The sequence below is a fragment of the Citrobacter sp. CFNIH10 genome (genome assembly GCF_002934585.1).
GTDB lineage: Bacteria > Pseudomonadota > Gammaproteobacteria > Enterobacterales > Enterobacteriaceae > Citrobacter_A > Citrobacter_A amalonaticus.
In genome coordinates this window covers 4,768,893-4,782,223 of the sequence record NZ_CP026216.1, presented here as the reverse complement: position 1 = coordinate 4,782,223, position 13,331 = coordinate 4,768,893, and the positions used below count along the sequence as shown (strand labels likewise).

The window sequence follows — 13,331 nt, the reverse complement described above, 5'->3', positions numbered from 1 at the left end:
ATGACCTTAAAAGAATTGTTAGTAGGCTTCGGCACCCAGGTACGCAGTATCTGGATGATCGGCCTGCATGCGTTCGCCAAACGCGAAACGCAGATGTACCCGGAAGAGCCGGTCTATCTACCGCCCCGTTTTCGTGGTCGCATTGTTCTGACGCGCGACCCGGACGGTGAGGAGCGCTGCGTTGCCTGTAACCTGTGTGCGGTAGCGTGTCCGGTAGGCTGTATCTCTCTGCAAAAAGCAGAGACCAAAGATGGTCGCTGGTATCCGGAGTTTTTCCGCATTAACTTCTCACGCTGCATTTTCTGCGGTCTGTGCGAAGAAGCCTGTCCAACAACCGCGATTCAGCTTACGCCAGATTTCGAACTGGGTGAGTACAAGCGCCAGGATCTGGTTTACGAGAAAGAGGATCTGCTGATCTCCGGTCCGGGCAAATACCCGGAATATAACTTCTACCGGATGGCAGGTATGGCAATCGACGGCAAAGATAAGGGCGAAGCAGAGAACGAAGCCAAGCCTATCGACGTCAAGAGCCTGTTACCGTAAGGAGAGGGGCAATGGAGTTCGCTTTTTATATCTGTGGCCTGGTCGCCATTCTCGCAACCTTGCGGGTGATCACCCATACCAATCCGGTGCACGCGCTGCTGTACCTGATTATTTCGCTGCTGGCGATTTCCGGGGTGTTCTTCTCGCTGGGCGCTTATTTCGCGGGTGCGCTGGAAATCATCGTTTACGCGGGCGCCATTATGGTGCTGTTCGTGTTTGTGGTGATGATGCTCAACCTGGGCGGTTCTGAAATCGAACAGGAACGTCAGTGGCTGAAGCCGCAGGTGTGGATTGGCCCGGCAATTCTGTCGGCTATCATGCTGGTGGTGATTGTTTACGCCATTCTGGGGGTTAACGATCAGGGTATCGACGGTACGCCAATCAGCGCGAAAGCGGTAGGTATTACCCTGTTCGGGCCTTACGTACTGGCGGTTGAACTGGCATCCATGCTGCTGCTGGCAGGTCTGGTTGTTGCCTTCCACGTTGGACGCGAAGAGCGTTCAGGTGAAGTGCTGAGCAACCGTAAAGACGATAGCGCGAAAAGAAAAACGGAGGAGCACGCATGATCCCCTTACAACATGGACTGATCCTCGCTGCGATTTTATTCGTTCTGGGTTTAACCGGTCTGGTTATCCGCCGCAATCTGCTGTTTATGCTGATTGGCCTGGAAATCATGATCAACGCTTCCGCGCTGGCCTTTGTGGTTGCCGGTAGCTACTGGGGCCAGACCGATGGTCAGGTGATGTATATTCTCGCCATCAGCCTTGCGGCTGCCGAAGCGAGTATAGGGCTTGCGCTGTTGCTGCAACTTCATCGCCGTCGCCAGAACCTGAACATCGATTCAGTAAGTGAGATGCGTGGATGAACATGCTTGCCTTAACCATCATTCTGCCATTGATTGGCTTTGTCCTGCTGGCGTTCTCTCGCGGACGCTGGTCAGAAAATCTCTCCGCAACCGTGGGCGTAGGCTCCATTGGTCTGGCGGCGCTGGTCACTGCCTTTGTCGGGATGGACTTCTTCGCCAACGGCAAGCAGGCGTTCAGCCAGCCGCTGTGGACGTGGATGTCTGTCGGTAACTTCAACATTGGTTTCAACCTGGTACTGGACGGCCTGTCGCTGACCATGCTGTCGGTTGTCACTGGTGTCGGTTTCCTGATCCACATGTTCGCCTCCTGGTACATGCGCGGTGAAGAGGGCTACTCCCGCTTCTTCGCTTACACGAACCTGTTTATCGCCAGCATGGTTGTTCTGGTGCTGTCCGATAACCTGCTGTTGATGTACCTCGGCTGGGAAGGCGTGGGCCTGTGCTCTTACCTGCTGATCGGTTTCTATTACACCGATCCAAAGAATGGCGCTGCGGCGATGAAAGCGTTCGTCGTGACCCGTGTGGGTGACGTGTTCCTCGCGTTCGCACTGTTCATTCTGTACAACGAGCTGGGTACCCTGAACTTCCGTGAAATGGTTGAACTGGCGCCAGCACACTTCGCCGCAGGCAACAATATGTTGACGTGGGCGACGCTAATGCTGCTGGGTGGTGCTGTGGGTAAATCGGCACAGTTGCCGTTGCAGACATGGCTGGCTGACGCGATGGCGGGCCCGACGCCTGTCTCCGCGCTGATCCACGCCGCAACAATGGTGACCGCCGGTGTTTACCTGATTGCCCGTACGCATGGCCTGTTCCTGATGACCCCGGAAGTTCTGCATCTGGTCGGTATCGTGGGTGCGGTGACGCTGGTGATGGCAGGTTTTGCCGCACTGGTGCAAACCGACATCAAGCGCGTACTCGCTTATTCCACCATGAGCCAGATCGGCTACATGTTCCTGGCGCTGGGCGTTCAGGCATGGGATGCGGCGATTTTCCACCTGATGACGCACGCCTTCTTTAAAGCGCTGCTGTTCCTGGCGTCCGGTTCCGTCATTCTGGCCTGCCATCACGAACAGAACATCTTCAAGATGGGTGGCCTGCGTAAGTCCATTCCGCTGGTTTATCTCTGCTTCCTGGTGGGCGGTGCGGCGCTGTCGGCGCTGCCGCTGATTACCGCAGGCTTCTTCAGTAAGGATGAGATTCTGGCAGGCGCGATGGCGAATGGTCATATCAATCTGATGGTGGCAGGACTGGTCGGTGCGTTCATGACCTCCCTGTATACCTTCCGTATGATTTTCATCGTGTTCCACGGTAAAGAACAAATTCATGCTCATGCAGGGAAGGGGATTACTCACCACCTGCCGTTGATTGTCCTGATGATCCTGTCCACCTTCGTAGGCGCGCTGATTGTGCCGCCGCTGCAGGGTGTACTGCCACAGACAACTGAACTTGAGCATGGCCGCGTGATGACCCTGGAAATGACTTCTGGCGTGGTAGCGATTGCGGGCATCCTGATTGCCGCATGGTTGTGGCTGGGTAAACGTACTCTGGTGACCTCGATTGCCAACAGTGCGCCGGGTCGTCTGCTGGGCACCTGGTGGTATAACGCCTGGGGCTTCGACTGGCTGTACGACAAAGTGTTCGTTAAGCCGTTCCTTGGCGTCGCCTGGCTGCTTAAACGCGATCCGCTCAATGCCCTGATGAACGTGCCAGCTATCCTTTCCCGCTTTGCAGGTAAAGGCCTGCTGTTCAGCGAGAACGGTTATCTGCGCTGGTATGTCGCATCAATGAGCATTGGCGCCGTAGTGGTGCTGGCACTGCTGATGGTACTGCGTTGAGTTTGCGGGCTGGATGAACGACTGCCGGATGGCGCTACGCTTATCCGGCCTACACGCTCAAAGAGAATTTTTAGAAAATTCGTTGAAAATCAGGTCCAACTGGACAGGCGTTATCGGCGAAGTCAGAGTGAGCACCGCCTGTGCACCGCAACCGGAGCGTACTGAGGTATGTGAGGATTGCGAGCACTGTCGGGGTTCGCTATGACGAGTGAGATAGCCTGAACCGGACTTAAACAAGGAACAAAGATCACCATGTTATTACCTTGGTTGATATTAATCCCCTTTATCGGTGGCTTCCTGTGCTGGCAGACCGAACGCTTTGGCGTGAAGGTGCCGCGCTGGATCGCGCTGATCACCATGGGACTGACGCTCGCGCTTGGCCTGCAACTGTGGCTACAGGGCGGTTATTCGCTGACGCAGTCTGCTGGCATTCCGCAGTGGCAGTCTGAATTTGTCCTGCCGTGGATCCCGCGCTTTGGCATCTCGATTCACCTGGCAATCGACGGTTTGTCGCTGCTGATGGTGGTGCTGACCGGTCTGCTTGGCGTTCTGGCGGTGTTGTGTTCCTGGCGAGAAATCGAAAAATACCAGGGCTTCTTCCACCTGAACCTGATGTGGATCCTGGGCGGCGTGATCGGTGTGTTCCTTGCCATCGACATGTTCCTGTTCTTCTTCTTCTGGGAAATGATGCTGGTGCCGATGTACTTCCTGATCGCGCTGTGGGGCCACAAGGCGTCCGACGGTAAAACGCGTATCACGGCGGCAACCAAGTTCTTCATTTACACCCAGGCGAGCGGTCTGGTGATGCTGATTGCCATCCTGGCGCTGGTGTTCGTTCACCATAATGCGACCGGCGTGTGGACCTTCAACTATGAAGACCTGCTGAAAACGCCGATGTCGCATGGCGTCGAATATCTGCTGATGCTGGGCTTCTTCATCGCGTTTGCGGTGAAAATGCCGGTGGTTCCACTGCACGGCTGGCTGCCAGATGCGCACTCCCAGGCACCGACCGCGGGTTCTGTTGACCTCGCCGGTATTTTGCTGAAAACCGCCGCTTACGGTCTGCTGCGTTTCTCTCTGCCGCTGTTCCCGAACGCGTCAGCGGAGTTCGCGCCTATCGCGATGTGGCTGGGCGTTATCGGTATCTTCTACGGTGCATGGATGGCGTTCACGCAGTACGACATTAAACGTCTGATCGCCTACACCTCGGTTTCACACATGGGTTTCGTGCTGATTGCCATCTACACCGGCAGCCAACTGGCGTACCAGGGGGCGGTGATTCAGATGATTGCGCACGGCCTGTCCGCTGCGGGTCTGTTCATTCTGTGTGGTCAACTGTACGAACGTCTGCACACCCGCGACATGCGTATGATGGGCGGCCTGTGGGGCAAAATGAAATGGTTACCGGCGCTGTCGATGTTCTTCGCCGTGGCGACGCTGGGTATGCCTGGCACCGGTAACTTCGTTGGCGAATTCATGATCCTGTTTGGCAGCTACCAGGTGGTTCCGGTCATCACCGTGATTTCGACCTTTGGTCTGGTGTTTGCCTCTGTTTACTCGCTGGCGATGCTACATCGCGCTTACTTCGGTAAAGCGAAGAGCCAGATTGCACAACAAGAACTGCCAGGGATGTCGCTGCGTGAGCTGTTTATCATCCTGTTGCTGGTCGTGCTTCTGGTACTGCTTGGCTTCTATCCGCAGCCGATTCTGGATACCTCGCATTCTGCGATGAGCAACATCCAGCAGTGGTTTGTTAATTCCGTTACTACTACAAGGCCGTAAATCGCCATGACAATAACTCCACAACACCTGATTGCGCTGCTACCGCTGCTGATCGTCGGCTTGACGGTGGTGGTTGTGATGCTCTCCATTGCGTGGCGACGCAATCACTTCCTCAATGCCACGCTGTCGGTCATTGGGCTTAACGCCGCGCTGGTTTCGCTCTGGTTTGTTGGCCAGGCTGGCGCGATGGACGTGACCCCGCTGATGCGGGTTGACGGTTTCGCAATGCTCTACACCGGACTGGTTCTGCTGGCGAGTCTGGCGACCTGTACTTTTGCCTACCCGTGGCTGGAAGGCTATGACGATAACCGGGAAGAGTTCTACCTGCTGGTGTTGATTGCCGCGCTGGGTGGCATTCTGCTGGCGAACGCCAATCATCTGGCGGCGCTGTTCCTTGGTATCGAACTGATCTCCCTGCCGCTGTTTGGTCTGGTGGGCTATGCCTTCCGTCAGAAACGTTCGCTGGAAGCCAGTATCAAATACACCATCCTGTCTGCTGCCGCCTCGTCATTCCTGCTGTTTGGTATGGCGCTGGTGTACGCGCAGTCTGGCAACCTGTCGTTTGTCGCGCTCGGTAAGAGCCTCGGCGACGGTATGTTGAACGAGCCGCTGCTGCTGGCGGGCTTCGGGATGATGATTGTTGGTCTGGGCTTTAAACTCTCTCTGGTTCCGTTCCACCTGTGGACGCCAGACGTATACCAGGGTGCACCGGCTCCGGTTTCCACCTTCCTGGCGACGGCGAGCAAAATCGCTATCTTCGGCGTGGTGATGCGTCTGTTCCTGTACGCGCCGGTTGGCGACAGTGAAGCGGTTCGCGTGGTGCTTGGCGTGATCGCCTTTGCTTCCATCATCTTCGGTAACCTGATGGCGCTGAGCCAGACTAACATCAAGCGTCTGCTGGGTTATTCGTCTATCTCTCACCTCGGCTACCTGTTAGTGGCGCTGATTGCTCTGCAGAGCGGCGAGATGTCCATGGAAGCGGTCGGCGTTTACCTTGCCGGTTACCTGTTCAGCAGCCTCGGCGCGTTCGGCGTGGTCAGCCTGATGTCCAGTCCGTACCGTGGTCCGGATGCCGATTCTCTGTTCTCCTACCGTGGGCTGTTCTGGCATCGTCCGATCCTCGCGGCAGTGATGACGGTAATGATGCTGTCTCTGGCGGGTATCCCGATGACGCTGGGCTTTATCGGTAAATTCTACGTGCTGGCAGTCGGTGTGCAGGCGAACCTATGGTGGCTGGTTGCTGCTGTGGTGGTTGGTTCCGCGATTGGTTTGTATTACTACCTGCGTGTTGCCGTGAGTCTGTACCTGAGCGCACCGCAGCAGCTTAACCGCGATGCGCCGTCTAACTGGCAGTACAGCGCAGGCGGTATTGTGGTACTGATCTCCGCACTGCTGGTGCTGGTGCTGGGTATTTACCCGCAGCCGCTGATCAGTATTGTGCAGTTAGCCGCACCGCTGATGTAAGCGACAAGCAAAAACGAAAAACCCGCCGAGGCGGGTTTTTTTATGGATGAAGAATCTTCAGGCAATCAACTGACGACTGACCAGCGGGCCGCTGATGTTTTGCGCCGCGCGGTCCATCACTTCCTGAATAACGGATGACAGTTCATTCACTTCAAACTTCGCCACGTAGCCATCGGCTTTCACTTTGCGGACGTGATCTTCATTGGCACTACCGGAAAGAGAAGAGTGGATCACCACCGGAATTTTCTTCAGCCGCTCGTCGGTTTTGATTTTTCGGGTCAGGGTGAAACCATCCATCTCCGGCATTTCCAGATCGGTTAACACCAGTGCGATCTTCTCGCTAATCGCTTTACCTTCCGCTTCCGCTTCCTGCGCCAGTTGCTGAATTTTGTCCCAGGCATCTTTACCGGTGACGTGCATTTGATGGGGAATGTCCATGGCCGTCAGACCTTTCTCCAGCATCGCACGGGCTACGCGGGAGTCTTCCGCGACAATAGCCACGGCACCGGGAGTGATGTTGAACTTATTGGTTTTCAGTTCCGTTGCGCGCAGGTCGTGATTCGATGGCACGATGTCATACAGAATCTGTTCTACGTCGAGCACCAGCGCCAGGTTGTTGGTCTCTTTGTCTTCATCCAGACAGGCGATACTGGTGATGTAGCGGCCGTTCACCGCTTTCTCTGCGGTGTGTACCTGCTTCCAGTCCAGGCGCATGATGTTTTCGACCGACTCGACGGCGAAGGCCTGCACGCTACGGGCATATTCGGTGATTAACAGAATGTTGAGTCCATTCTCCGGCTTGCAGCCGGCTACGGCGGGGAGGTCAATAACCGGAATCACCTGATCGCGAATATTGACCATTCCCAGCAATGGCGCCTTCATCCCTGCCGGACGAGTAAAGGCAGGCATAGGTACAATTTCGCGCAACTTGAACACGTTAATGCCAAACAGCTCAGATTTCTGTTCGTGCAGGGAGTTTCCCAGACGAAACAGCAGCAGTTCAAAGCGGTTGGACAGGGTCAGATTCGCCCTGTCATCGATATCTTTCTGGAAATTGTCCATGCTGTCCTCAGTGTGAATACTGCGTTTTTACTGTTATCGGCACTGAGAGCAAAAAATGGAGCCCTAAACCGTGAAAATGGCGAAATCGTCGGCAAGTTCAGTGGAAGGGAAGATAGCCTGACACTCTGCCAGCAGTCGCTGGCAACCTGCGGCGTCATAGCGCGAACTGACGTGCGTTATGATGAGCTTTCCGACTGCAGCCTCCCGTGCCAGCAGTGCCGCCTGGCGGGTGGAACTGTGTCCACGGCTGTTGGCCTTTTCTTCCATTGACGTATCCAGCGTGGTTTCGTGAATCATCACGTCGACCCCTTTCGCCAGATCAAGCGCGGATGCGCAGGGCGCGGTATCGCCAAAAATCGCGACCGTTTTACCGGGCGTCGCTGGGGCAAGAAAATCGGCCCCGCGTATCACGCTGCCGTCTTCCAGGGTGACCGTTTTGCCTGCTTTCAGATCCTGAAACCAGGGACCGGCCTTCACCCCAGCGGCTTTCAGCGCTTTGGCGTTGAGCGCGCCGGGTTTATCATGCTCCTCAACGCGGTAACCGTAACATTCCAGCGGGTGTTCAAGCGGGTAAGCCGTTACTTTTCGCAGCCCGTCATCAAGAATTTCCCCGGCGGTGATTTCGACGATTTCCAGCGGATAGTCAGTCCATGAGCCGCTCAGACGCAGCGCGGTTTCAGTAAACTCACGCAGCCCCTTCGGCCCGTAAAGCGTTAGCGGATGAGCATTGCCCGCCATCGAACGACTGCACAGTAAACCCGGCAAACCGAACAGATGATCGCCGTGCAGATGGCTGATGAAAATCCGTTCAATTTTGCCGGGATGATATGCCGTGCTCAACATCTGATGTTGCGTACCTTCACCACAGTCAAACAGCCATAGCGCGGGCTGCGTCGGGTGTTGATGATGTAGCAAAATGGCTGTCACGTTGCGCGTACGCGTGGGCACGCCAGCTGAGGTACCCAGAAAGAGAAATTCCATTATTTCATTACACTTTTGAAAAATAATCTGGCTAGTATAAATCGTTTACGGAAAAGGAGCGCACGATGATTACCTGGCAAGACCTGCATCATTCGGAATTAACCGTCCCACAGCTCTATGCGCTGTTAAAACTGCGCTGTGCGGTGTTTGTTGTGGAGCAGAACTGTCCCTATCTCGACGTAGACGGTGACGATCTGGTGGGTGAGAACCGCCATATCCTGGGCTGGCATGACGGCGAGCTGGTGGCGTATGCGAGGATTCTTAAAAGCACTGAAGATCTGGAGCCCGTCGTGATTGGACGGGTGATCGTCAGTGAAGCGTTACGCGGTGAAAAGCTGGGCCAAAATTTGATGGCGCAGACGCTGGCGTCTTGTCAGCGACACTGGCCGGAGAAGGCGCTGTATCTGGGCGCACAGGCGCATTTGCAGGCATTCTATGCACGATTTGGTTTTGCTCCGGTCACCGAAGTCTATGAGGAAGATGGCATCCCACATGTGGGGATGGCGCGCGAAGCGATTCGGGCGGGATCCTGAGTCGTTGTCTATAGTTAGGGGCAGGTTTACTAACATGGAGAACGAGAATGTCTTATCAATTTGGTGATTCGCGTATTGATGACGACCTGACGTTGCTGAGTGAAACGCTGGAAGAGGTGCTGCGTTCCTCAGGGGATCCCGCCGATCAGAAATACATTGAGCTGAAAGCGCGGGCTGAAAAGGCGCTGGATGAGGTCAAAAATCGCGTAAGTCAGGCTTCAGATAGCTATTATTATCGTGCCAGACAGGCCGTTTATCGTGCAGATGACTATGTACACGAAAAGCCCTGGCAGGGGATTGGCGTTGGCGCGGCGGTCGGACTGGTGCTCGGCTTACTGCTGGCACGACGCTAATCTGCAAGCGAGATCGCATTGACTCCCTAAACTGGGGTACTGCTTTTTTTGTGCAGTACCCCGTATAATGTGAGGTTTTTAACAGGGAGAGGTCCGCGTGCATTCACTCACTACTGCGCTGGAAGGTCTGACGCGTCTTTTGTCGCAGGCAATCCCGGCGGCACCAGGCATTCGGGTTCTCGATGTTCCTTTTCCCCTTAATGACGCTTTCGATGCGTTAAGCTGGCTGGCAAGTCAGTCCATTTATCCGCAATTTTACTGGCAGCAGCGCAACGGTGATGAAGAGGCCGCCGTGCTGGGCGTCGTTGCGCCATTTTCTTCTCTCGATGAGGCGCAATGCTTTCTTCGCCAACATCCGCAGCAAACCGACCTGCGTATCTGGGGACTGAATGCGTTTGATCCAGAGCAGGGTAACCTGGTGTTACCGCGTCTTGAGTGGCGGCGCTGTGCGGGCGTGGCTGTGCTGCGTCTGCATTTGTGGAGTGATGTTTCTCTGCGCGAGGATGCTGACCGGGCGCTGATCTTTCTCGCCTCGCTGGCGAGTGTAAAACCGCTGCCGACATTGCGTCTGAGCAAAACCGCTGAACAGCACTGGCCCGAAAAAGCAGGCTGGATCACCCTGATTGAGCAGGCCACGCAGACGATTGCCGAAGGTGAACTGGATAAAGTGGTGCTGGCGCGCGCCAGCGATCTGCACTTTTCTCGCCCGGTGAATGCCGCTGCTGTGATGGCTTCAAGTCGCCGTTTGAACCTGAACTGCTACCATTTTTATATGGCTTTTTCTGCGCAGAGTGCATTCCTGGGTTCGTCTCCGGAACGTCTCTGGCGACGTCGCAATACCGCGCTCCGTACCGAGGCGCTCGCCGGGACGGTAGCGAATCACCCGGATGATTATAAGGCCTGGCAACTGGGCGAATGGCTGATGAAGGACGACAAAAATCAGCGCGAAAATATGCTGGTGGTCGAGGATATCTGTCAGCGCCTGCAGGACTACACGCATACACTGGATGTTTTGCCGCCGCAGGTGCTGCGGTTGCGAAAAGTGCAGCATTTGCGACGCTGCATCTGGACGGCGCTGAATCAGGCGGATGACACGCTCTGTTTACTGCAGTTGCAGCCCACGGCAGCCGTGGCCGGGATCCCACGCGAACGGGCACGGGCATTTATTCAGCAGCGTGAACCTTTTGCGCGGGAATGGTACGCCGGGTCGGCGGGCTATCTGTCATTACAGCAAAGCGAATTTTGTGTTTCGCTGCGGTCGGCGAAAATCAGCGGTAACGTGGTTCGGCTGTATGCCGGTGCGGGTATTGTTCGTGGGTCAGACCCTGAGCAGGAGTGGCAGGAAATCGATAATAAAGCCGCTGGTCTGCGATCTTTGTTACAGATGGATGGATAATGAGTTACATATTCCCGACTCATATCAATAATCCCTTTTTTCCGTTCTTTATACTGAGTCGCAATATTGATACCGGACAATCTCATGTCAGTAAGCGCATTTAACCGACGCTGGGCGGCGGTCATTCTGGAAGCATTAACTCGCCATGGCGTCAGGCATGTTTGCATTGCCCCTGGCTCTCGTTCCACGCCGCTCACTCTGGCGGCGGCGGAAAATTCGGCTTTTATTCACCACACGCATTTTGATGAGCGTGGTCTTGGTCATCTGGCGCTGGGACTGGCGAAGGTGAGTAAACAGCCTGTTGCCGTGATCGTGACCTCCGGTACGGCGGTCGCTAACCTCTATCCGGCGCTGATTGAAGCGGGGCTGACCGGTGAAAAACTGATCCTTCTGACGGCCGATCGTCCTCCTGAACTGATTGACTGCGGCGCGAATCAGGCGATTCGTCAGGCGGGCATGTTTGCGTCACACCCGTCACAAACGCTTTCGCTTCCGCGCCCGACGCAGGACATTCCGGCCCGTTGGCTGGTGTCGACTATCGATAATGCGCTGGCCTCGCTGCATGCCGGCGCGGTCCATATCAACTGTCCGTTTGCCGAGCCGTTATATGGCGAGATGGACGAAACCGGTCTGGCCTGGCAACAGCGTCTCGGTGACTGGTGGCAGGATGACAAACCTTGGCTGCGCGAAGCGCGTCGGCTGGAGAGCGACAAACAGCGCGACTGGTTCTTCTGGCGGCAAAAACGCGGCGTTGTTGTTGCCGGGCGAATGGGTGCAGAAGAGGGCAAGAAAGTTGCGCAATGGGCGCAGACGTTGGGCTGGCCGCTGATTGGCGATGTGCTGTCGCAAACCGGACAGCCGCTTCCCTGTGCCGACCTCTGGCTCGGCAATCCGAAGGCGGTGACGGAACTGCAGCAGGCACAGATTGTGGTGCAGCTGGGCAGCAGTCTGACCGGAAAACGTTTACTGCAATGGCAGGCGACCTGCGAGCCGGAGGAGTACTGGATTGTCGATAATATCGAAGGGCGGCTGGATCCGGCGCATCATCGCGGTCGTCGTCTGGTGGCAAAAATCGGCGACTGGCTGGAACTGCATCCTGCGGAAAAACGGCAACCGTGGTGTGTAGACATTCCGCGTCTGGCGGAGCAGGCCTGGCAGGCCGTGGCGGCGCGGCGTGATACTTTTGGCGAGGCGCAACTGGCGCATCGCATTCGCGACTATCTGCCCGAGCAGGGACAGCTTTTTGTCGGCAACAGCCTGGTGGTGCGCCTGATTGACGCGCTGTCGCAGCTTCCGGCAGGTTACCCGGTATACAGCAATCGCGGCGCAAGTGGTATTGATGGTCTGTTATCGACCGCTGCGGGCGTGCAGCGCGCCAGCGCGAAATCAACGCTGGCGATCGTGGGCGATTTATCGGTGTTGTACGATCTCAATGCGTTAGCCCTGTTACGGCAGGTCTCCGCGCCGTTCGTACTGATTGTGGTGAACAATAACGGCGGGCAGATTTTCTCGCTGCTGCCCACGCCGCAGAGCGAACGTGAACGCTTCTACCTGATGCCGCAAAATGTCCATTTTGAACACGCGGCTGCAATGTTTAACCTCAAGTATCATCGTCCGGAAAGCTGGGATGAACTGGAGGCGGCGCTGGCTGGCGCGTGGCGTATGCCTGCGACCACGGTGATTGAACTGGTGGTCAACGACACCGACGGCGCGCAGACGCTACAACAGCTGCTGGCGCAGGTGAGCCAATTATGATCCTGCACGCGCAGGCAAAAGCCGCGCAGTCAGACTCACCCTGGCTGGTTTTCCTGCACGGTTTTTCCGGCGATAGCCAGGAATGGCAACCGATCGGCGAGCGGCTTTCCGGCTTTTCACGCTTGTACATCGATCTGCCTGGTCACGGTGGATCGGCGGAGATCCGCGTCAGCGGATTTACCGATGTGATCAGCTTGCTGCGTGATACCCTCATTAGTTACAACATACTGAAATACTGGCTGGTGGGATATTCCCTCGGCGGCAGAGTGGCGATGATCGCGGCCTGTCAGGAAATGCCGGGGCTTTGCGGCCTGGTGGTTGAAGGCGGGCATCCGGGACTGCAAAGCGACGCCGAACGCGACACGCGCCGGGATTCTGACCATCACTGGGCGGAACGTTTTCGCCATGACGCGCTGACTGAGGTGTTTACTGACTGGTATCAGCAGCCGGTTTTTGCTTCGCTGAACGCGCGGCAACGAGAAGCGCTGGTCGCGCTGCGTAGCCAGAATAACGGCGAAACGCTGGCGGCAATGCTGGAAGCCACTTCGCTGGCGGTCCAGCCTGATTTACGCGCTGCGCTCACCGCGCGCGCCTTTCCGTTTTATTATTTATGTGGTGAACGTGACAGCAAATTCTGCGCCCTGGCGACGGAATTAGCGGCGACCCGCCATGTGATTCGTAACGCCGGACACAATGCGCACCGGGAAAATCCCGCAGGCGTGGTGGACTGTCTGGCTCAGATTCTGCGTCTCTGACTAA

13 protein-coding genes are annotated in these 13,331 nt (G+C 56.1%); 11 read left to right on the top strand and 2 right to left on the bottom strand.

Annotated elements, in window-relative coordinates; translation table 11 throughout:
- The 6 genes from nuoI (at position 1) to nuoN (ending at position 6,492) form a co-directional block, all read left to right on the top strand.
- Positions 1–543, top strand: a complete 543-nt coding sequence (gene nuoI, locus C2U53_RS27380; protein WP_005129470.1) for an NADH-quinone oxidoreductase subunit NuoI — start codon at positions 1–3, stop codon at positions 541–543.
- A gap of 11 nt (positions 544–554) precedes the next feature.
- Entirely contained in the window at positions 555–1,109 is a 555-nt protein-coding gene (gene nuoJ, locus C2U53_RS27375; protein WP_043000019.1) for an NADH-quinone oxidoreductase subunit J, read from the top strand.
- Positions 1,106–1,408, top strand: coding sequence for an NADH-quinone oxidoreductase subunit NuoK (gene nuoK, locus C2U53_RS27370; RefSeq protein ID WP_000612644.1), 303 nt, complete (start codon positions 1,106–1,108; stop codon positions 1,406–1,408). Before nuoJ ends, nuoK begins: the two co-directional genes overlap by 4 nt.
- Entirely contained in the window at positions 1,405–3,246 is a 1,842-nt protein-coding gene (gene nuoL / locus C2U53_RS27365; protein WP_043000020.1) for an NADH-quinone oxidoreductase subunit L, read from the top strand. The genes nuoK and nuoL overlap by 4 nt, the downstream gene beginning before the upstream one ends.
- Positions 3,247–3,498: 252 nt before the next feature.
- Entirely contained in the window at positions 3,499–5,028 is a 1,530-nt protein-coding gene (gene nuoM / locus C2U53_RS27360) for an NADH-quinone oxidoreductase subunit M (RefSeq protein WP_043000021.1), read from the top strand.
- A 6-nt stretch (positions 5,029–5,034) separates the two neighbouring features.
- The gene (gene nuoN / locus C2U53_RS27355) at positions 5,035–6,492 is read left to right on the top strand and encodes an NADH-quinone oxidoreductase subunit NuoN (protein ID WP_043000022.1); all 1,458 of its coding nucleotides are present in this window, start codon (positions 5,035–5,037) and stop codon (positions 6,490–6,492) included.
- 57 nt (positions 6,493–6,549) lie between these two features.
- Here nuoN and C2U53_RS27350 read toward each other — a convergent pair whose 3' ends face one another.
- The gene (locus C2U53_RS27350; RefSeq protein WP_044258510.1) at positions 6,550–7,554 is read right to left on the bottom strand and encodes a chemotaxis protein; all 1,005 of its coding nucleotides are present in this window, start codon (positions 7,552–7,554) and stop codon (positions 6,550–6,552) included.
- 63 nt (positions 7,555–7,617) lie between these two features.
- Positions 7,618–8,535, bottom strand: coding sequence for a ribonuclease BN (rbn, locus tag C2U53_RS27345; RefSeq protein ID WP_044258512.1), 918 nt, complete (start codon positions 8,533–8,535; stop codon positions 7,618–7,620).
- A gap of 65 nt (positions 8,536–8,600) precedes the next feature.
- Here rbn and C2U53_RS27340 point away from each other — a divergent pair, with 65 nt between their 5' ends.
- From C2U53_RS27340 to menH, 5 genes are all read left to right on the top strand, one after another.
- Positions 8,601–9,068, top strand: a complete 468-nt coding sequence (locus C2U53_RS27340) for a GNAT family N-acetyltransferase (protein ID WP_044266239.1) — start codon at positions 8,601–8,603, stop codon at positions 9,066–9,068.
- A gap of 47 nt (positions 9,069–9,115) precedes the next feature.
- Positions 9,116–9,421, top strand: coding sequence for a stress response protein ElaB (gene elaB / locus C2U53_RS27335; RefSeq protein WP_043000026.1), 306 nt, complete (start codon positions 9,116–9,118; stop codon positions 9,419–9,421).
- Between the two features lie 97 nt (positions 9,422–9,518).
- A complete protein-coding gene (gene menF / locus C2U53_RS27330) occupies positions 9,519–10,817 on the top strand; it encodes an isochorismate synthase MenF (RefSeq protein WP_104446754.1) in 1,299 nt (432 codons plus the stop codon).
- A gap of 84 nt (positions 10,818–10,901) precedes the next feature.
- The gene (gene menD / locus C2U53_RS27325) at positions 10,902–12,572 is read left to right on the top strand and encodes a 2-succinyl-5-enolpyruvyl-6-hydroxy-3-cyclohexene-1-carboxylic-acid synthase (protein WP_104446753.1); all 1,671 of its coding nucleotides are present in this window, start codon (positions 10,902–10,904) and stop codon (positions 12,570–12,572) included.
- Positions 12,569–13,327: a 2-succinyl-6-hydroxy-2,4-cyclohexadiene-1-carboxylate synthase gene (menH, locus tag C2U53_RS27320; RefSeq protein WP_104446752.1), complete on the top strand. Its 759-nt coding sequence runs from the start codon at positions 12,569–12,571 to the stop codon at positions 13,325–13,327. The genes menD and menH overlap by 4 nt, the downstream gene beginning before the upstream one ends.
- Positions 13,328–13,331: the final 4 nt, after the last annotated feature.